Genomic DNA, 18,896 nt, shown 5'->3' with positions numbered 1-18,896 from the left:
GGGCAGCTGGAATGGCGTTCATCAAGGGGATGAACGCCAAAATAGGGTTGAGAGCAGGCAAGAAGGGCGTTCATCAAGGGGATGAACGCCAAAAAGAGGGAGTGGGGCAGCTGGAAAGGCGTTCATCAAGGGGATGAACGCCAAAATGAGTGGATGAGGCAGCCGAAAGGGCGTTTCATCGAGGGTATGAACGCCAAAATAGGGTTGAGAGTAGGTAAGAATGGCGTTCATCAAGGGTATGAACGCCAAAAAGAGGGTTGAGAGCAGGCAAGAATGGCGTTTATCGACGGGATGAACGCCAAAAAGAGGGAGTGGGGCAGCCGGAAAGGCGTTCATCAAGGGGATGAACGCCAAAATGAGTGGATGAGGCAGCCGAAAGGGCGTTCATCAAAGGGATGAACGCCAAAATGAGTGGATGAGGCAGCCGGAAAGGCGTTCATCAAAGGGATGAACGCCAAAATGAGTGGATGAGGCAGCCGAAAGGGCGTTTCATCGAGGGTATGAACGCCAAAATAGGGTTGAGAGTAGGTAAGAATGGCGTTCATCAAGGGTATGAACGCCAAAAAGAGGGTTGAGAGCAGGCAAGAATGGCGTTTATCGACGGGATGAACGCCAAAAAGAGGGAGTGGGGCAGCTGGAAGGGCGTTCATCAAGGGTATGAACGCCAAAATAGGGTTGAGAGCAGGCAAGAATGGCGTTCATCAAGGGTATGAACGCCAAAATGAGTGGATGAGACAGTCGAAAGGGCGTTCATCAAGGGTATGAACGCCAAAAGAGGTCTGAGAGCAGTCAAGAGGGGCGTTCATCAAGGGGATGAACGCCAAAATGAGTGGATGAGACAGCCGGAAAGGCGTTCATCAAGGGGATGAACGCCAAAAAGAGGGAGTGGGCCAGCCGGAATGGCGTTCATCAAGGGTATATGAACGCCAAAAGAGGTCTGAGAGCAGGCAAGAATGGCGTTCATCAAGGGTATGAACGCCAAAATGAGTGGATGAGACAGTCGAAAGGGCGTTCATCAAGGGTATGAACGCCAAAAGAGGTCTGAGAGCAGGCAAGAGGGGCGTTCATCGAGGGTATGAACGCCAAAAAGAGGGAGTGGGGCAGCTGGAAAGGCTTTCATCAAGGGGATGAACGCCAAAATAGGGTTGAGAGCAGGCAAGAATGGCGTTCATCGAGGGTATGAACGCCAAAAAGAGGGAGTGGGGCAGCTGGAAAGGCGTTCATCAAGGGTATGAACGCCAAAAAGAGGGAGTGGGGCAGCCGGAAAGGCGTTCATCAAGGGTATGAACGCCAAAATGAGTGGATGAGGCAGCCGGAAAGGCGTTCATCGAGGGTATGAACGCCAAAATAGGGTTGAGAGCAGTCAAGAGGGGCTTTCATCAAGGGGATGAACGCCAAAATGAGTGGATGAGACAGTCGAAAGGGCGTTCATCAAGGGGTGTGATGTTGAGAATCCAACTGCATAGGAGATTGGCGCCATGGCCTTGACTGATTATTTTTCACGCGATCAAGATTGTGTCAATCTGACCTTGGACAAGCTAGCTAACAGTTCTAATTGGGAAGTTCGCGAATGGGTGGCAAGTGCCTGCGGAGTAATCCTTGAACGATTTTTTTGATGATTGTTTGCCTATTATTAAAATATGGTCAATTGATCCAAATAAAAATATCCGCCGAGCTGCTGTTTTAGCGATCATGTATGCGGGAAAGACACAAAATCCCCAGTGGATAGAGCCTTTTTAGATATTTTTGAGCCAATACTAGAAGATCGTTCTCGTTATGTCAGCAATAACTTAGGGCCATTTGCCATTGGAAGTGCACTCATCAGCTATTACCCCGAACAGAGGAATGGGTCAAGTGTCAAGATGAACAGGTGAGGTGGAATGTTGCGATGATTTTCAAGTACTGAGAGGGCAAAGCAAGCAAGTGCAGCTCAAACGATCCTTGCCTACCGGATACGGCTATGACTACGGGGTTCATGTTGAGAAGCATCATGGATACACCATCATTGCCCACAGTGGAGGAATTAAAGGAGTTTCCTCTGATTTTCTTGTTTTTCCTGATTTGGGTCTATCGGTTGTTGCATTGGTGAACATAGCTGGTGTAAATGTATCTGATTACGAAAGACCCTTTTGATCGTGACCGCTTCGGACAACTTCGTGAAATGAGCATGGAGATTTTAAACGAATATACCAAATTTATTTACAACTGAAATGGGGTATTAACCCCAAAGGTTGATATCCGAGGAGCCGTCTTCGAGGATCAAAAGCTTTTAATGGTAAAAAAATTAGATAATCTACGGTTACTTCTGGGAGGATTTTGTGATATTGGCATATCTCCATGGGAAAATATTATTAAAGAAATAAAAGAAGAAGCTGGATTTGATGTCATTACAACAAAGTTTCTTGCGGTTTGGGATTATAATAGACATCCTCATCCTCCCATCCTTTTCATTATTATAAATTGTTTATTCATTGTGAAATTGTAGGGGGACAGGCTGAAAAGGGGGTCGAAACAGCGGATGTTGCCTTTTTTGACGAGAATGATTTGCCCGAGCTTTCCAATAAGCCTGTTCTAGAGATCCAAATTCATCTTCTATTTAATTTCCTAATTAAGAGGTAAAAGTAAATAACCGATTGAGTTTACATAAAACTAAGATGGTGACGAACAAACCTCTTTCTTGAAGTACCCTCATGAATTTACTTCGGTGAAATTTTTCGTGTTGGCTAGTGCTTGAGGAAGCCAACTACAGAGCGTATGCTTTTAGTCGCAAGGAGCCTTTTGCTTGAAGCACGTCATGAATTTACCCCGATGACATTCTCCGTGTTGGCTTGTCTAAATTCCCTAAAAATATAGGTGCATTATCCTTTAGTTTTGCATAGACCCGAGAATGATAGCCTTAGCCATGGAATTAGCAAGACAAGTTCGGCTGAGAAGCCTAGTGCGTTTGTCCCAATATTGATAGAACTGAATTACTAAATGTATAGGAAGGTATAAGCTATTATAGAGTGAACATGAATTATTTAGAAATAAAGTTGTTGACGTAACTCGTTTAAGATGATATATTAATAAGCGTCGCTTCTGACGGATGATTTTAACGAAGAAAAAACTTGTTGACTTCATCTTGTTGGTGTGATAAGATAATAAAGTCGCTTTTGAGAGACGGCGATTGATAGTGAAAGATTAATAGATTGTTTCGTACATTGAAAACTAAACAAAAACCAAAAGCGCCAGTCAAAGTTATACTTTGAGTTTAACGCTAGGAATCAAACGAACATAGTTTTTTAAAGGGGGACAGGCCTCTTTTCAGAAGAGATCTGTCCTCGGCAAAAGCCAGCAGTGCTTTAACTGCACTTTTTTTGAGAGTTTGATCCTGGCTCAGGACGAACGCTGGCGGCGTGCCTAATACATGCAAGTCGAGCGCGTGAAACTTCCAGATCCCTTCGGGGTGATGGTTGTGGATCGAGCGGCGGACGGGTGAGTAACACGTGGGCAACCTGCCTGTAAGACTGGGATAACTTCGGGAAACCGGAGCTAATACCGGATAATCGTTGACACTGCATGGTGTCAATGTAAAAGATGGTTCTGCCATCACTTACAGATGGGCCCGCGGCGCATTAGCTAGTTGGTGGGGTAATAGCCTACCAAGGCGACGATGCGTAGCCGACCTGAGAGGGTGATCGGCCACACTGGGACTGAGACACGGCCCAGACTCCTACGGGAGGCAGCAGTAGGGAATCTTCGGCAATGGACGAAAGTCTGACCGAGCAACGCCGCGTGAGCGATGAAGGTCTTCGGATCGTAAAGCTCTGTTGTCAGAGAAGAACAAGTGATAGAGGAAATGCTATCACCTTGACGGTATCTGACCAGAAAGCCCCGGCTAACTACGTGCCAGCAGCCGCGGTAATACGTAGGGGGCAAGCGTTGTCCGGAATTATTGGGCGTAAAGCGCGCGCAGGCGGCTTCTTAAGTCTGATGTGAAAGCCCACGGCTCAACCGTGGAGGGTCATTGGAAACTGGGGAGCTTGAGTGCAGAAGAGGAGAGTGGAATTCCACGTGTAGCGGTGAAATGCGTAGAGATGTGGAGGAACACCAGTGGCGAAAGCGGCTCTCTGGTCTGTAACTGACGCTGAGGCGCGAAAGCGTGGGGAGCAAACAGGATTAGATACCCTGGTAGTCCACGCCGTAAACGATGAGTGCTAGGTGTTGGAGGGGCCACCCTTCAGTGCTGACGTTAACACATTAAGCACTCCGCCTGGGGAGTACGGCCGCAAGGCTGAAACTCAAAGGAATTGACGGGGGCCCGCACAAGCAGTGGAGCATGTGGTTTAATTCGAAGCAACGCGAAGAACCTTACCAGGTCTTGACATCCTCTGACCACCCTAGAGATAGGGCTTTCCCCTTCGGGGGACAGAGTGACAGGTGGTGCATGGTTGTCGTCAGCTCGTGTCGTGAGATGTTGGGTTAAGTCCCGCAACGAGCGCAACCCTTGATCTTAGTTGCCAGCATTCAGTTGGGCACTCTAAGGTGACTGCCGGTGACAAACCGGAGGAAGGTGGGGATGACGTCAAATCATCATGCCCCTTATGACCTGGGCTACACACGTGCTACAATGGGTGGTACAAAGGGCAGCGAAACCGCGAGGTCGAGCGAATCCCATAAAGCCACTCTCAGTTCGGATTGCAGGCTGCAACTCGCCTGCATGAAGCCGGAATTGCTAGTAATCGCGGATCAGCATGCCGCGGTGAATACGTTCCCGGGCCTTGTACACACCGCCCGTCACACCACGAGAGTTTGTAACACCCGAAGTCGGTGAGGTAACCGTAAGGAACCAGCCGCCGAAGGTGGGACAGATGATTGGGGTGAAGTCGTAACAAGGTAGCCGTATCGGAAGGTGCGGCTGGATCACCTCCTTTCTAAGGAAACGATTCTTAGCGTTAGGTGCTTTTGGTTATTTGTTTGGTTTTGAGTGTGTGAACACTCGAAATCGTCCCTTGAAAACTGGATAATGAAGTGCAAACAAGACATCAATTGTAACAAGGTTAAGCGAATAAGAGCGCACGGTGGATGCCTTGGCACTAGGAGCCGATGAAGGACGGAACGAACACCGATATGCTTCGGGGAGCTGTAAGTAGGCTTTGATCCGGAGATTTCCGAATGGGGAAACCCACTGCCCTGAACGGGCAGTATCCTTACCTGAATACATAGGGTATGGAAGGCAGACCTGGGGAACTGAAACATCTAAGTACCCAGAGGAAGAGAAAGCAAATGCGATTCCCTTAGTAGTGGCGAGCGAAACGGGAACAGCCCAAACCAAGAGGCTTGCCTCTTGGGGTTGTAGGACACTCATCCCGGAAGGGGAGCTGTAGACGAACCGGTTTGGAAAGGCCGGCCAGAGAAGGTAACAGCCCTGTAGTCGAAACAGACCCCCAACCTGAGTGGATCCTGAGTACGGCGGGACACGTGAAACCCCGTCGGAATCCGGGAGGACCATCTCCCAAGGCTAAATACTCCCTAGTGACCGATAGTGAACCAGTACCGTGAGGGAAAGGTGAAAAGCACCCCGGAAGGGGAGTGAAAGAGATCCTGAAACCGTGTGCTTACAAGTAGTCGAAGTCCTCCCCACCCACAAAAGCAGGCTTTTGCGGGGACCCGGGGGGATGACGGCGTACCTTTTGTAGAATGGACCGGCGAGTTACGATCTTAAGCAAGGTTAAGTTGAAGAGACGGAGCCAGAGCGAAAGCGAGTCTGAATAGGGCGATAGTTTAAGGTTGTAGACCCGAAACCGTGTGATCTACCCATGTCCAGGGTGAAGTTCAGGTAACACTGAATGGAGGCCCGAACCCACGCACGTTGAAAAGTGCGGGGATGAGGTGTGGGTAGGGGTGAAATGCCAATCGAACTCGGAGATAGCTGGTTCTCCCCGAAATAGCTTTAGGGCTAGCCTCGAGGGAAGAGACTTGGAGGTAGAGCACTGATTGAGTGAGGGGCCCCCACAGGGTTACCGAGTTCAGTCAAACTCCGAATGCCAAGGACTCATCCTCGGGAGTCAGACGGCGAGTGATAAGATCCGTCGTCGAGAGGGAAACAGCCCAGACCATCAGCTAAGGTCCCCAAGTATACGTTAAGTGGCAAAGGATGTGGCGTTGCCCAGACAACCAGGATGTTGGCTTAGAAGCAGCCACCATTTAAAGAGTGCGTAATAGCTCACTGGTCGAGTGGCGCTGCGCCGAAAATGTAACGGGGCTAAACGTATCACCGAAGCTATGGATCCCAATGGGATGGTAGGGGAGCGTTCTAAGGGCAGAGAAGGTAAACTGGAAGGTTTGCTGGAGCGCTTAGAAGTGAGAATGCCGGTATGAGTAACGAAAAGAGGGGTGAGAATCCCCTCCGTCGAAAGCCTAAGGGTTCCTGAGGAAGGTTCGTCCGCTCAGGGTTAGTCGGGACCTAAGCCGAGGCCGGAAGGCGTAGGCGATGGACAACAGGTTGATATTCCTGTACCACCAGTAGACGTTTGAGCAATGGGGGGACGCAGGAAGGCAAGGCAAGCGCGCTGTTGGTTATGCGCGTCCAAGCAGTAAGGCTGAAGGTGAGGCAAATCCCGCCTTCGTAAGGCTGAGCTGTGATGGGGAGGGAATTTTAGTACCGAAGTGCCCGTGCTTACACTGCCAAGAAAAGCCTCTAGCGAGTCTCAAGGTGCCCGTACCCCAAACCGACACAGGTAGGCGAGGAGAGAATCCTAAGACGCTCGGGAGAACTCTCGTTAAGGAACTCGGCAAAATGACCCCGTAACTTCGGGAGAAGGGGTGCTTGGCGGGGTGAATAGCCCTGCTGAGCCGCAGTGAAAAGATCCAAGCGACTGTTTAGCAAAAACACAGGTCTCTGCTAAACCGAAAGGTGATGTATAGGGGCTGACACCTGCCCGGTGCTGGAAGGTTAAGAGGAGGGGTTATCCTTTTAGGAGAAGCTCTGAATTGAAGCCCCAGTAAACGGCGGCCGTAACTATAACGGTCCTAAGGTAGCGAAATTCCTTGTCGGGTAAGTTCCGACCCGCACGAAAGGTGCAACGACTTGGATACTGTCTCAACGAGAGACCCGGTGAAATTATAGTACCTGTGAAGATGCAGGTTACCCGCGACAGGACGGAAAGACCCCATGGAGCTTTACTGCAGCTTGATATTGGATGTCTGTATCGATTGTATAGGATAGGTAGGAGCCTTTGAAGCCGGACCGCCAGGTTCGGTGGAGGCGTCGGTGGAATACTACCCTTTCGGTATGGACATTCTAACCCGGGACCGTAATCCGGTTCGGAGACAGTGTCAGGTGGGCAGTTTGACTGGGGCGGTCGCCTCCTAAAGAGTAACGGAGGCGCCCAAAGGTTCCCTCAGAATGGTTGGAAATCATTCGCAGAGTGTAAAGGCACAAGGGAGCTTGACTGCGAGACCTACAAGTCGAGCAGGGACGAAAGTCGGGCTTAGTGATCCGGTGGCGCCGCATGGAAGGGCCATCGCTCAACGGATAAAAGCTACCCTGGGGATAACAGGCTTATCTCCCCCAAGAGTCCACATCGACGGGGAGGTTTGGCACCTCGATGTCGGCTCATCGCATCCTGGGGCTGAAGTGGGTCCCAAGGGTTGGGCTGTTCGCCCATTAAAGCGGTACGCGAGCTGGGTTCAGAACGTCGTGAGACAGTTCGGTCCCTATCCGTCGCGGGCGTTGGAAATTTGAGAGGAGCTGTCCTTAGTACGAGAGGACCGGGATGGACACACCGCTGGTGTCCCAGTTGTTCCGCCAGGAGCACCGCTGGGTAGCTATGTGTGGACGGGATAAGTGCTGAAAGCATCTAAGCATGAAGCCCCCCTCAAGATGAGATTTCCCATGACTTTAAGTCAGTAAGATCCCTTAGAGATGATGAGGTAGATAGGTCCGAGGTGGAAGTGCGGCAACGCATGGAGCTGACGGATACTAATCGATCGAGGGCTTAACCTTAAATTAGTGTTTGTTTGACTTCCTATCTAGTTTTGAAGGTACGATCCTTCAATTGAATACTTTGTCCGGTGGTTATGGCGAAGAGGTCACACCCGTTCCCATCCCGAACACGGCCGTTAAGCTCTTCAGCGTCGATGGTAGTTGGGGGCTTCCCCCTGCAAGAGTAGAACGCCGCCGGGCAATCGATAAAGGAATCGTTTAAATGACGATTCCTTTTTTACATAAGATCATTAATTACTGATAGTGGCCGGGCCCCTGCGCCTAACCTTGGATTAAAAGAATGAGGTCATGCGCAAATCAACAAGGTGTCAATCGAAGAAGGGGACCCACGAAGTATTCCAAGCGAGTAGAGTGGCAAGAGTAGAACGCCGCCGGGCAATCGATAAAGGAATCGTTTAAATGACGGTTCCTTTTTTACATTGGATCATTAATTATTGAAAGTGGCTGTGCCCCTGCGCCTAACCTTGGTTTAAAAGAATGAGGTCATGCGCAAATCAACAAGGTTTCAATCGAAGAAGGGGTGCCACGAAGTATTCCAAGCGAGTAGATTGGCAAGAGTAGAACGTCGCCGGGCAATCGATAAAGGAATCGTTTAAATGACGATTCCTTTTTTACATAGGATCATTAATTATTGATAGTGGCCGGGCCCCTGCGCCTAAACTTTGGCTTGAGGGAATGAGGTCATGCGCAAATCAACATGGTGTCAACCAAGAAGGGGACCACGAAGTATTCCAAGAAGCAGATTTGCAAGAATAGAATGCCGCTGGGCAACCGAAAAAAGGAGAATTGCGATTAAGCAGTTCTCCTTTTTTCGTTTATAGAGTAGTGCTGTGTTTCTAACGGACATTGAGTTCGTTAGAAGGGCAAAAATGGGGTACTTGGAAATCTAACGGACACTGAGTCCATTAGAGGGCAAAATCGCCCCATGAAAGAGGCAAAATGTGTCTGTAACGGACTGAGTGTCCGTTACAATTTAAAAAGCATCAAAATGGAGGCTGTAACGGAATATATGTCCGTTACAGCAATTCGGGACAACAAACTAGGTATAGTAATCGACTTATGCCTAAAATCTAATATATGGGGAATTACCTATGTACAACATCCGTTATATGGAAATTGTTCGAGCGTAAAATCCATTTTCAAAAGATGAAGATTTTTCGCAATCCGGCACGATGAAGATTCTTAGAAGTCCTTCACGAGGGAATCTAAGCAGCAGGCTCGAAAGTCCAGCATGGCGTTTGCCAAGTAGCACTTAAACTAGATTTCCGAATTCGAGATGATCGGCAACACCGTTTGAAATGTGGTCAAGTCTTCGGTGACAAAACAGGTAATTTTACCGTTATGTTTTTCGATAATGTTTTTACAGACAAATAATCCGATACCCGTTCCTAGTTTCTTGGTTGTATAGAAAGGCTCGAAAATGAGATGGATAGCATCCGCATCTAGAACGGGACCATTATTTGAGAAGGAAATGACGACCTGACTATGAATCACTTCAGTATGTATGTTGATTTGTCTATGTATTTCGACTTCACTTACGGCATCAATGGCGTTCATTAATAAATTTTGAAAAACTTGCTTTAGTTCATTGGGATCTCCGTTAACGATTGTTTCTCCTTCGATAGTGGAGTTTACCTCGATATTACAATCGGCAATACTCGGGTATAAAAAATCAAGGACTTCTTCTAAAATTTGTTTGACTGAGATCTCCTCATTTTTGGTTTCAGCGGTAGGGTACAGCTTGGATGTGTGAAGGAATTGAGTAATTCTGAATTTGAGTTGTTCAAGCTCTTTATTGACAATGTCTAAATAAGGCAAATCCGGATAGTCATTTTGAAGCAGTTTAATAAATCCCATAACGGATGTAAGCGGGTTTCGAAATTCATGAACAAAGCTAGAAGACATTTGGCCAAGAATGGTTAATCGGTCTTTATGGGTTTGAGTAATGAATAAGTTCTTTTCATTGATCTTTTTGTCTAATAATTTTGTATACCTTGAGACCGCGTAGTAGCAGAATAAATCAAATTGTTTATTGATCCTATCAATGATTTGCTGTAACACTTCTGACTTAAAACCGGAGTGGTTAATGCACTTAATGATGATGCTTCTTCCAAGATTCACATTATAAACAAAATCGCCAATGTTAATATTGGCTTCACAGCGTTCTTTTGCTACTTTTTCTGCCAATAATTTTAGTTCGCTCTCTTTGCCTTCATTAATCATGGAATGAATAGTAAATTCATACATCAAATACCCGTTTTCTCTTACTAAATCCTTTTTATCTTCAGGATTAAGAATGAGTTGTTCCTCCCATAAAGCTAAGAATTTCTTTTTATTTGTTTCGAGAAAGTCACTTAAAGCTTTGTAAACATTTTCTTCTCTTATATTTGTTTCCATAACAGCCCTCTTTCTATTTATGATAACTATTATGTAGAATTCCTTACCCCTATAGCTGAATTATACTATTATTATAAAAATAGTCATTTAGTATTTTTTAGTAAATGTATTATTTTACGAAAATGAGAACAACAATAGGGGAGAGATTTAGTAAGGAATGCTTCAAAAATTTGGCTAATTGAAAGAAATTCTTGGATTTGCAAAATAGGCTTAACAGGACTGTTAGAAAAAAGTCTCTTTGCTGCCTTCTTTCCAGGAAGCTTGCGACGGCGCTTGAGATTTTAGTTTAGAAAAGGCAAAATAAAAGACCGACACTAAGTCGATCTTAACGTTCTTATTTAGTGGTCAGGGAAAATTTGTTGATGCGATTAAGGGTGGAGGTATAAGAGTAACTAAACTTTCGCCATTATAACCTGACGACGCCCTCTATTTGTCATGTTCTTCAAAGTTACATCAAAGTCTTCTGCGGAAAGCGACATTCAACTAAGCGATTTCTTTACTGCCGTTCAATGACGGCCATCGTACATCTTGAGATACAAATGAGCCGGTTGTCTTCGTCTGTCAATTTGATCTCCCAAACCATCGTTTTACGCCCTCTATGTAAAGGGGTAGCTGTCGCCGTTAAAAGGCCGTCTCTTTTGCTTTTAAGATGGTTGGCATTGATCTCAAGTCCCACACAGTTGTGGGTTTCTGGGTTAATATTAAGCATGGTTGCCATTGAAGCAGTTGTTTCAGCTAAAGCGACTGAGGCGCCGCCGTGAAGAAGTCCCATCGGTTGATGAACCGTCGAATTAACCGGCATCGTTATCACTAAACGGTCACTCGCGATTTCGGTATACGTCATATTAAGTGTTTCAAGCAGCGTATTTTTAGAGAGCTTTGCCAAAAAGTTAAGAAAGGTGTCTTGGTCCATATGGAAATGCTCAAGCACCTCATGGGAAACGCGGATGGATTCGGTCATGAGTTGTTCTCCTTTTTGAAAGAATGCTAAGGTCTTTTAAGAGTAAGTAAAGATGCCCTCGTGCTATAATAATGGAACAGAATACGTACTTTGAAAGGAAGATCATCATGGATATCACCTATACGGATCTCGCCTGTGAGGTCTTAGAACGTGATTTTGATCAGTCTGACCTCTTGATTCGCTTAGACTATGACACAGAAGGCTGCGGGTGTGTGAATGACGGGGTCATCCATTTGAAGCAGATTGCTTCTCCGACAGAAGGAGATCAGGCAATCAACAGCAGTCACTACCCCACTTATATCCCAAGTGCTTTCCAAGTCTATTATAATGAGCACTTAACCGTCGATTACTCTCCTCATTATAAAACTTTTCAGCTTAAAAGCCACCAGCGAATGATCAATCCGAGGATGCGCGTGATTCCGATTAACGGCTAGAGGATTCTTTTCGGTAAAGTTGATACTGCTTACTGTCCAGCGGTCTCGTGATGGAAGGCTTCACGAGATCGACTGCTTCGAGGAGCCTTTGACGATCAATTCCTGTTTCAATCCCCATCTCTTCAAGCATGAAGAGAACATCCTCAGTCGCCACATTGCCGCTTGCGCCTGGTGCAAAGGGGCATCCTCCAAGTCCTCCGGCAGATGAATCAAAGCGTGTGATGCCCGCTTCTAAACTCGCGTAAATATTGGCTAAGGCGGTTCCTCTCGTGTTATGAAAATGCCCCGTGATTAAGACGCTGTCACTCAGTCTCGTCTTGAGCTCACTAAAAACTTCGTATACATCTTTTGGATTGGCCATGCCAATGGTATCCGCGACACTCAATTCATCCACTTCATAGCCCGCAAATGTTTCGCATAGCTGATAAACCGCTTCAGGCTGGATTTTCCCCTCGTAGGGACAATAAAAAGCGGTCGAAATGCAGGCGCGGACAAATTTTCCGTTATCTTTTAGCTCTTTTATGAGTGGTTTAAGTTCATTCAAGCTTTCATCTGTTGACTTATTAATGTTTTTTTTGTTAAACGAATTGCTGACGCCAACGAACACCGCAACCTCTCGTGCATGAGACGCATAAAAGCGTTCCAGGCCCTTCTGATTGGGGGCCAAAACAAACTGACGGATCATCGAGGAATCTAAGCATGCCTCCAAAATCGCTTCAGCATCACTCATTTGCGGAACCCATTTTGGGGAGACAAAGGAGGTTAACTCCATTTCCTGAATGTGGGCTTTCATGAGCGCTCTTATAAAAGTGATTTTGACATCGGTTGGAATCAGATTGGTTTCATTTTGCAGCCCATCTCTCGGGCCAACTTCAATCAGAGTGACTTTTTCAGGGAGTGACAAGTCGATCCCTCCTTTTTCGTTGGTAACGCTTACAAGACCTTATGTTTATTTTACATGGCAAGGTAAGATGACGTAAAGTATCCTGTTCTTTTTTTTATTTGATTGCAGTTGGCACAGTTATGATATAGTTATTGTAAGCGTTTTAAAAGGAGTCTGGAAGTGGGATGAAGGAGGCTAAAAGATGTCAATCTATTTATTAGAAGGGGCACGGACACCTTTTGGAAGCATGGGGAAGTCCCTTCGAAATGAAAGTGCCGTAACATTAGGCGTCGCGGCATCGAAAGCAGCGCTGGAGCGTGCAGCCGTCGAAGCAGAGGCGATCGATCAAGTGGTTTTTGGAAATGTCATTCATTCAGATCGAAATGCGGCTTATTTGGCACGTCATATTGGCCTGAAAAGCGGTGTGCCTGAGATCGCTTCAGCCTTAACCGTCAACCGTTTATGCGGATCGGGCTTGCAAGCTGTCGTCTCGGCTGCTCAAGGTATTTTATTAAACGAATCCGAGGCAGCCTTGGTGGGAGGGGCAGAAAACATGTCTCAAAGCCCCTATAGTAATTTTACGATTAGGGGAAACGGGGCCAAGTTCGGGTCTGTTGTCTATGAAGACATGCTGTTAAGTACCTTAACGGATGATCATGCTGGCTGTGGGATGGGCATCACAGCAGAAAATTTGGCGAAGGACTATGCTATCTCGAGGGAGGAGCAGGATGAATACGCCGCTCTTAGTCATGAACGTGCAGCCAAAGCTCGGTCAAATGGGCGCTTTCGGGAAGAAATAGTTGCGGTTCCAACCAAAAAAGGTTTAGTCGAGCAAGATGAGCACATTCGTGAAGGAACGTCTGTCCATACACTTTCAGGGCTTAAGCCAAGTTTTTTAAAAGAGGGGACGGTCACAGCAGGAAACGCAAGCGGAATAAATGACGGAGCAGCCGCATTAGTCATTTCTAACAATGAATTCATAGAGAAACGCAACCTAAAACCTTTAGCAAAAATCGTGTCTTGGGGGATGGCCGGTGTCGACCCAACGAAAATGGGGATTGGTCCTGTACCGTCCAGCCAAATGGCGCTCAAACGTGCAGGCCTCTCTATAAAAGACATCGATCTTGTGGAAATCAATGAGGCATTCAGCGCTCAATATTTGGCAGTTGAAAAAGCGCTCGAGCTCGATCGAGAGAAGACCAATGTAAACGGCGGGGCGATTGCTCTCGGTCACCCAGTCGGGGCAAGTGGGGCACGTCTGCTGCTGACTCTGGCTTATGAGCTGCGCAACAGAGGCAAGCGGTATGGACTCGCCTCCTTATGTATTGGCGGCGGCCAAGGGATAGCGATGGTCATTGAAAACCAAGCTTTTTAAGTTGAGAAAAAGCCATTAGATCAATCCGCAAGCCGAGGTGAGGCGGCGGGGCAGGTGTGCGGGGCTGGTCTGTAACGGACACCCAGTCTGTTACAGCTACCTTTTGGCTCATTAACGCCCCGATTAGGCCTTCTAACGGACTCCGTGTCCATTAGATTGACAATATCCTAAATTTTGCCCCTCTAATGGACTCCGTGTCCGTTACAGCAACAACCAACCAAATGGGTAAGCTAAACTAACAGCCGAACTTTTGATCTGCAAAAAAAAGAAACGCTTGTCTTCATCCTCAGGAAGACAAGCGTTTTATTATTATCTATGCTGATCATAAAAGAGAGCAGGGGTGAGCTGACGAAGGGAGTCGCGCTCTGCTTGATTTAATGGCTCGAGTTGTGCGGCTTTTGCATTATCTAGCAGCTGGGAAAGACGGCTAGCTCCTGGAATCGCTGTTGCGACAGCTGGATGGTCGATGACGTAACGCAAGGCAACCTGTGACAAATCGCGAGGCTTCACATGTTCAAGCAGTTGCTCGATCGTTTTTTGGAGCTCATCTGGCGAATGGGAAAGATAGCCGTTTGCCGGAATCTTGTCTAACCCTTTTTCAGACAGCAGCCCCTTTGCGACAGGTCCACGTGCAATGACCGAGATGTGATGCTCGTGCAATAAGTCTAAAACAGCTTCTTCAGGACGGCGATCGAGTAAGCTATACTGCATCATGACACTGACTAGGTTTGACCGTTTGACGTATTCGCGAATGACATTTGGCCGAATGGAACTGATGCCGTAGTAGCGAATCAGTCCTTCCTGCTTCAATTCTTCAAAAGCTTCAATTGTTTCATCAATGGGATCATCGAGTGTGCCGCCATGAAGCTGATAGAGATCGATCGCGTCGATCCCGAGTCGCTGTAAGCTGCCTTTGACGGCTTCCTTTATGTACGCCTTAGAAGGATCCCAATACCAGCCATCTTTTCCTTGCTCCCAGTGATTTCCGACCTTTGTCGCAATGACGAGATCGTCTCGCTTTCCTTTAATGGCTTTTCCAAGGACCGATTCAATCCGGCCTTGATCATAGAGATCGGCTGTATCAAAGAAATTAATGCCTTGATCAATCGCCTCATGGACGAGACGAATCGCTTCTTTCTCATCCTGTGGCAAGGACATTGTACCGAAGCCAATTTCGCTGATAACTAAATCTGATGTCCCTAGTTGATGTTTCTTCATTCCAACACCCGCCTCAAAAAAGTAGTTTAACCTTCTTCTATTATAATAAGCAGGAAAGGCGCAGTCTAAAAAAGTGATTTGGGCATTAGGTTTACTTGGCCTATCGCCAAGTCCTTAATGACGGAAGCCTTAGTTTTACTTATACTTTGATTCTAAAAATTTTTTCTGCGTCGCTTTTCTGCATGGCTAAAATTTTATTTCTTAATGTAAAAAAGAACCCCATGGCTTGAGGTTCTTTTGCCGTTACATGATCGGATCAAAAAGGGCTTTTCTTATTGGCAGGAGGCAGATAGCCAAGATCATATCTCGATGTTCCCAGTGCCTTAAACTTAGGATCATAAAACGTAGTGACCGTGAGCGTAAAAGGAATGCTTCCTTTTTCATTTGATGTGAAATGAATCGCCTCGACATAGGCATAACGGTCCATCGTTTCTAGACTGTGAATAAACGCCTGCATGTCAGAAAAGCTAGTCGCACTGCCAACGATATCATACGTACTGGATGGTATTCCAGACGGCAGTTGAGTAACCGCACCTGTTGCAGAGGCCGTGCTGGAAGACGTATCTGCTGCAGTCGTACTGTTTCCGGAAACCGAATTGCTTGGCGTAACTGAGGTCAACTGACAGTGTGCAGCAGTGGCGTTGTCATTTAGACGGATTAAGAATTGACCAAACTCAACACTCGCTGGAATATGGGAGAGCAATAGATCCTTATCGAGTTGCTTGGCTTCTTTTGTGTTGGTCTGTAAGGTTTGAAGCTGCGTTTCTTTCTGACCGATTTGAAGATTGACAGCCTGAATCTGTTCGTTCAAAGGATTGATAAGGTACAAATAACTGTATGCCAGGCCGCCGATCACAATCACGCAGCCAAGAATGACGAGTAGGAGAGGGCTAATGCCAAAAGGGCGCTTCATTATTTCTTCCCTCCCAAAGCTTGATAGGCTGTTGCGTCGATCTGGATGGTCATGTTCGCTGTACAGCTTGTGGCCGATGTGGCATTGACATTGTTAATGGTCGCCTGGCTGACTAGTGAGTTAGTTTGAACAGCATGGTAGAAGGCCGCCACTTCATCGAGGCCTTTAAATTGTCCTGTCAGAGTTATAACACCATTTTGATAGTCAAAAGTCAAAAACGTCCCATTTTTAGGTAGAAGACCCACAAAGGTCATCAATAGCGCCTCTGATTGAGGAGCTCCATTCGTAACCATGGTTGCTTCGCTCTGAAGTGCTAGAAGCTGAGTCACATTTGCTTGATCGTTCGTATGTTTTTGAATGATTTTTTGAATCGTTTGCAGTCGTGCGTGTGCTTGGTTACGTTCATGAATCTTTTGAAAATAAAGTCCGGTGAGGCCTGCAACAAGCAGAACAAAAATAATGATGCTAAGTATGGAAACGGGCTTTCCCCATTTTTGTTTTCGTGTCTTAAGAGGGATAAGATTGATTTCAATCGTCATCTTTTTACCTCCTCTTTAAGGGCAAGACCGATATTGACCTGGTAGCCGCTTGGAAGAAGCTGGTTCGTCAGGCTGCTGATCTTCTCATTGAATAAAGGATACACAGGAATATGAACGGTTCTTTCCAAGCTGGTGAAGAAAGATTGGATATCCGGATGATCGCCTGTCAGCACGATTTTTTGGACACCGGCAAGGCCGTTATTGATCGTAAATTCATAGAAATTCATGATGCGATCAATTTCAGAAAAAATTAAGGTGAAACGTTCTTCTGTTTCAAGCAACAAGTCCTCATTATAGTCGTTAGCAACTTGACGAATAAAGAGGAGCAAGTCCCTATTGAAAATACTGACGTTCGTTCCATCCTCATCAAATTGCAGGAACATCGTATTTTGTTCGGTGCTTAGATCAAGCTTTTTATAGAGCCGGTGCAAAGATAAAGGTGAGATTTCTGCCGCAACGGGCTTTGTCCCGCAGTCCTCTAATAGATCCACATAACTTCTGACAACATTTTCAGGCGCCGCAAAAAGAAGCAGTTGGGTAATGTCTTGACTGTTCTCGATCAGATGAGTGTCAAAGACCGGATTGTCAAAAGGAAGGTGGATGCTTTGACCGATCTCCATAAAAAGATAAGGACGAATTTCATTTATTGTTAAATGTCCGGGAAGATCGAGCTTTCGAACAACGGAAACCGAGTTAGGTACCGTAATAAAGATTTTTTTGCCTCGCAAATGCCAATCTTTAATACAGTTTTTTAAAAGGGTTTCTAATTCTTTCTTCCTCATAATATGTCCATTTTCAATAACACCTTGAGGGATCGGCTGCTCCAAAAAGTGGCGAACCCCATTAGGTACGGGCTTTCTTAATTCAACGAACCGAATAACATGGTCCTTGATGATGAGACTATAGTGTGCATTTGATTGAAACATTGTAAAGGCCACTGAATTACCTCCATTACTGGTAAATCCAATTCATGTAAGCTTGGATGAGACTGTTTCCATAGAGATAAGCGGTTAAAGTGCCAAGGGCTATAAAGAGACCAAAGGCGATGGGTTTGCCTCGCTTTAGTGTTCCACTGAGGAGTCCGATACAACCAAAGAGGGTGCCATAGAAGGAAGCAAAAATTAAAGACAGGATAACGAGCTTGGTTCCTAACACCCATCCTAAAACCGCGTATAGCTTAATATCGCCGCCGCCCATGCCGCCACGGCTGACGATCGCAATAAGCAGCAGAAGGAATAAGCCGACTGCTGCGCCGAGCAAGCTGTCCCACCACGGGGTGAGGGGATGAGCGAGGCGAAGCCCAATGAAAACAATCGAAAAGACAAGTAAAACCTTGTCCGGAATCATCATATAGTGGATATCAGAAATCGTAATAATTACAAGCATAGAGACAAGGGCTAGGGCAACGAGCAACTCACCCGAAAAACCGAATCGATCAAGCATTAAGACAAAAAGAAGACCAGTGATCAATTCCATAATAGGATAGAAAACTGGAATTTTCTTCTGGCAAGTCCGGCAGCGTCCCCTCAAGAACAACCACGAGAAGACCGGGACGAGGTCTCTATAGGCTAACCGCCGTCCACACTGCGGACAATGTGACGGCGGTTGAATGAGTGATTCATTTTTCGGCACCCTAAGCCCGACCACGTTATAAAACGAACCGAGGACCAGGCCAAGGGCGAGAAGGTAGAGATAGATTAAAATCATTAGGATCCAGAAGGAAGGGTACCATCATTAATATACTTAATTAATTGAGCTTCAGTTGCATCATTGGCAGCTGTTGTAACAGGGTCAGTTTTTCCATTTACTTTGTGGCCAACTATGTGGTAGGCGCCACTAGTATCTTCATAAACATATTCAAATGTTGAACCCGAAACAGTGCTGTTTAGGTAAGTTGCTAAACTATTTGTATCCCCTGTTGTACCCACAATTTCGGAGTCAGTATCTGGAGTATCGCTAGGTGTATAATTTGGATGATCTGCTACATAAAGTTTTGCTGCATCAATTATCTGAAGTGCATCGTTAACGGATGCTTTATTACGACTATTATTGATAATGTGCCCAATGGCAGGAATAGAAATAGCTGCGATAATTGCAAGAATAACGATAACGGCAAGTAGTTCGACGAGGGTGAAACCGTCTTGTTTTTTGAGTAATTTTTTGATCATTGAATAATGTGCCTCCATAAA

21 protein-coding genes and 3 rRNA genes are annotated in these 18,896 nt (G+C 46.2%); 15 read left to right on the top strand and 9 right to left on the bottom strand.

Features of this window, described 5'->3' with window-relative positions; genetic code table 11:
- The first annotated feature begins 11 nt into the window (after positions 1-11).
- The 13 genes from PU629_RS15110 to rrf all read left to right on the top strand — a co-directional run bounded on the left by PU629_RS15110 (position 12) and on the right by rrf (position 8,167).
- The gene (locus PU629_RS15110) at positions 12-137 is read left to right on the top strand and encodes a hypothetical protein (RefSeq protein ID WP_275280890.1); all 126 of its coding nucleotides are present in this window, start codon (positions 12-14) and stop codon (positions 135-137) included.
- Positions 82-261: a hypothetical protein gene (locus PU629_RS15105; protein WP_275280889.1), complete on the top strand. Its 180-nt coding sequence runs from the start codon at positions 82-84 to the stop codon at positions 259-261. The genes PU629_RS15110 and PU629_RS15105 overlap by 56 nt, the downstream gene beginning before the upstream one ends.
- A 12-nt stretch (positions 262-273) precedes the next feature.
- A complete protein-coding gene (locus PU629_RS15100; protein ID WP_275280888.1) occupies positions 274-399 on the top strand; it encodes a hypothetical protein in 126 nt (41 codons plus the stop codon).
- Positions 400-587: 188 nt separating this feature from the next.
- Entirely contained in the window at positions 588-713 is a 126-nt protein-coding gene (locus PU629_RS15095; protein ID WP_275280886.1) for a hypothetical protein, read from the top strand.
- A gap of 116 nt (positions 714-829) precedes the next feature.
- Complete coding sequence (locus PU629_RS15090) at positions 830-1,027, top strand: hypothetical protein (RefSeq protein WP_275280885.1); 198 nt, start codon at positions 830-832, stop codon at positions 1,025-1,027.
- A 134-nt stretch (positions 1,028-1,161) separates the two neighbouring features.
- Positions 1,162-1,287, top strand: a complete 126-nt coding sequence (locus PU629_RS15085; protein WP_275280884.1) for a hypothetical protein — start codon at positions 1,162-1,164, stop codon at positions 1,285-1,287.
- A 191-nt stretch (positions 1,288-1,478) separates the two neighbouring features.
- Positions 1,479-1,616, top strand: a complete 138-nt coding sequence (locus PU629_RS15080; RefSeq protein WP_275280883.1) for a hypothetical protein — start codon at positions 1,479-1,481, stop codon at positions 1,614-1,616.
- Between the two features lie 259 nt (positions 1,617-1,875).
- Positions 1,876-2,133: a hypothetical protein gene (locus tag PU629_RS15075; protein ID WP_275280882.1), complete on the top strand. Its 258-nt coding sequence runs from the start codon at positions 1,876-1,878 to the stop codon at positions 2,131-2,133.
- Complete coding sequence (locus tag PU629_RS22635; RefSeq protein ID WP_481900439.1) at positions 2,105-2,209, top strand: NUDIX hydrolase N-terminal domain-containing protein; 105 nt, start codon at positions 2,105-2,107, stop codon at positions 2,207-2,209. The genes PU629_RS15075 and PU629_RS22635 overlap by 29 nt, the downstream gene beginning before the upstream one ends.
- 63 nt (positions 2,210-2,272) lie before the next feature.
- Complete coding sequence (locus PU629_RS22630) at positions 2,273-2,485, top strand: NUDIX hydrolase (RefSeq protein WP_481900438.1); 213 nt, start codon at positions 2,273-2,275, stop codon at positions 2,483-2,485.
- Between the two features lie 867 nt (positions 2,486-3,352).
- Positions 3,353-4,913 (top strand): 16S ribosomal RNA (locus PU629_RS15070).
- Between the two features lie 124 nt (positions 4,914-5,037).
- Positions 5,038-7,987 (top strand): 23S ribosomal RNA (locus PU629_RS15065).
- A gap of 64 nt (positions 7,988-8,051) precedes the next feature.
- Positions 8,052-8,167 (top strand): 5S ribosomal RNA (gene rrf / locus PU629_RS15060).
- Together the 16S, 23S and 5S rRNA genes form the textbook arrangement of a ribosomal RNA operon.
- A 1,077-nt stretch (positions 8,168-9,244) precedes the next feature.
- Here the strand turns inward: rrf and PU629_RS15055 are convergent.
- Together PU629_RS15055 and PU629_RS15050 are read right to left on the bottom strand one after the other, a co-directional pair.
- A complete protein-coding gene (locus tag PU629_RS15055; protein ID WP_275280881.1) occupies positions 9,245-10,384 on the bottom strand; it encodes a histidine kinase N-terminal domain-containing protein in 1,140 nt (379 codons plus the stop codon).
- Between the two features lie 496 nt (positions 10,385-10,880).
- Positions 10,881-11,297, bottom strand: coding sequence for a hotdog fold thioesterase (locus PU629_RS15050; protein WP_275284446.1), 417 nt, complete (start codon positions 11,295-11,297; stop codon positions 10,881-10,883).
- A 155-nt stretch (positions 11,298-11,452) separates the two neighbouring features.
- Here PU629_RS15050 and PU629_RS15045 point away from each other — a divergent pair, with 155 nt between their 5' ends.
- Complete coding sequence (locus tag PU629_RS15045) at positions 11,453-11,779, top strand: iron-sulfur cluster biosynthesis family protein (protein WP_275280880.1); 327 nt, start codon at positions 11,453-11,455, stop codon at positions 11,777-11,779.
- Here the strand turns inward: PU629_RS15045 and PU629_RS15040 are convergent.
- Complete coding sequence (locus PU629_RS15040) at positions 11,769-12,689, bottom strand: hydroxymethylglutaryl-CoA lyase (protein WP_275284445.1); 921 nt, start codon at positions 12,687-12,689, stop codon at positions 11,769-11,771. The genes PU629_RS15045 and PU629_RS15040 overlap by 11 nt on opposite strands.
- Positions 12,690-12,864: 175 nt before the next feature.
- Here PU629_RS15040 and PU629_RS15035 point away from each other — a divergent pair, with 175 nt between their 5' ends.
- Positions 12,865-14,037, top strand: coding sequence for a thiolase family protein (locus PU629_RS15035; RefSeq protein ID WP_275280879.1), 1,173 nt, complete (start codon positions 12,865-12,867; stop codon positions 14,035-14,037).
- A gap of 309 nt (positions 14,038-14,346) precedes the next feature.
- On the opposite strand, the gene PU629_RS15030 is transcribed toward PU629_RS15035, so the two are convergent.
- The 6 genes from PU629_RS15030 to PU629_RS15005 form a co-directional block, all read right to left on the bottom strand.
- Positions 14,347-15,255, bottom strand: a complete 909-nt coding sequence (locus PU629_RS15030) for an aldo/keto reductase (protein WP_275280878.1) — start codon at positions 15,253-15,255, stop codon at positions 14,347-14,349.
- A gap of 256 nt (positions 15,256-15,511) precedes the next feature.
- Positions 15,512-16,168, bottom strand: coding sequence for a hypothetical protein (locus PU629_RS15025; protein WP_275280877.1), 657 nt, complete (start codon positions 16,166-16,168; stop codon positions 15,512-15,514).
- Positions 16,168-16,707 carry a PilN domain-containing protein gene (locus tag PU629_RS15020; RefSeq protein ID WP_275280876.1) on the bottom strand — a complete coding sequence of 180 codons (540 nt, stop codon included), beginning with the start codon at positions 16,705-16,707 and terminating at the stop codon, positions 16,168-16,170. The genes PU629_RS15025 and PU629_RS15020 overlap by 1 nt, the downstream gene beginning before the upstream one ends.
- Positions 16,704-17,645 (bottom strand): type IV pilus biogenesis protein PilM, encoded by a 942-nt coding sequence (gene pilM, locus PU629_RS15015; RefSeq protein ID WP_275280875.1) that lies wholly within the window; start codon positions 17,643-17,645, stop codon positions 16,704-16,706. The genes PU629_RS15020 and pilM overlap by 4 nt, the downstream gene beginning before the upstream one ends.
- A gap of 13 nt (positions 17,646-17,658) precedes the next feature.
- Positions 17,659-18,339: a prepilin peptidase gene (locus PU629_RS15010; protein WP_343076289.1), complete on the bottom strand. Its 681-nt coding sequence runs from the start codon at positions 18,337-18,339 to the stop codon at positions 17,659-17,661.
- 74 nt (positions 18,340-18,413) lie between these two features.
- Complete coding sequence (locus PU629_RS15005; protein ID WP_275280873.1) at positions 18,414-18,875, bottom strand: prepilin-type N-terminal cleavage/methylation domain-containing protein; 462 nt, start codon at positions 18,873-18,875, stop codon at positions 18,414-18,416.
- Positions 18,876-18,896 lie beyond the last annotated feature (21 nt).

It is taken from the genome of Pullulanibacillus sp. KACC 23026 (assembly GCF_029094525.1).
In the GTDB taxonomy this organism is placed as follows: Bacteria; Bacillota; Bacilli; order Bacillales; family Sporolactobacillaceae; genus KACC-23026.
This window is presented reverse-complemented; position numbering and strand designations above follow the sequence as displayed.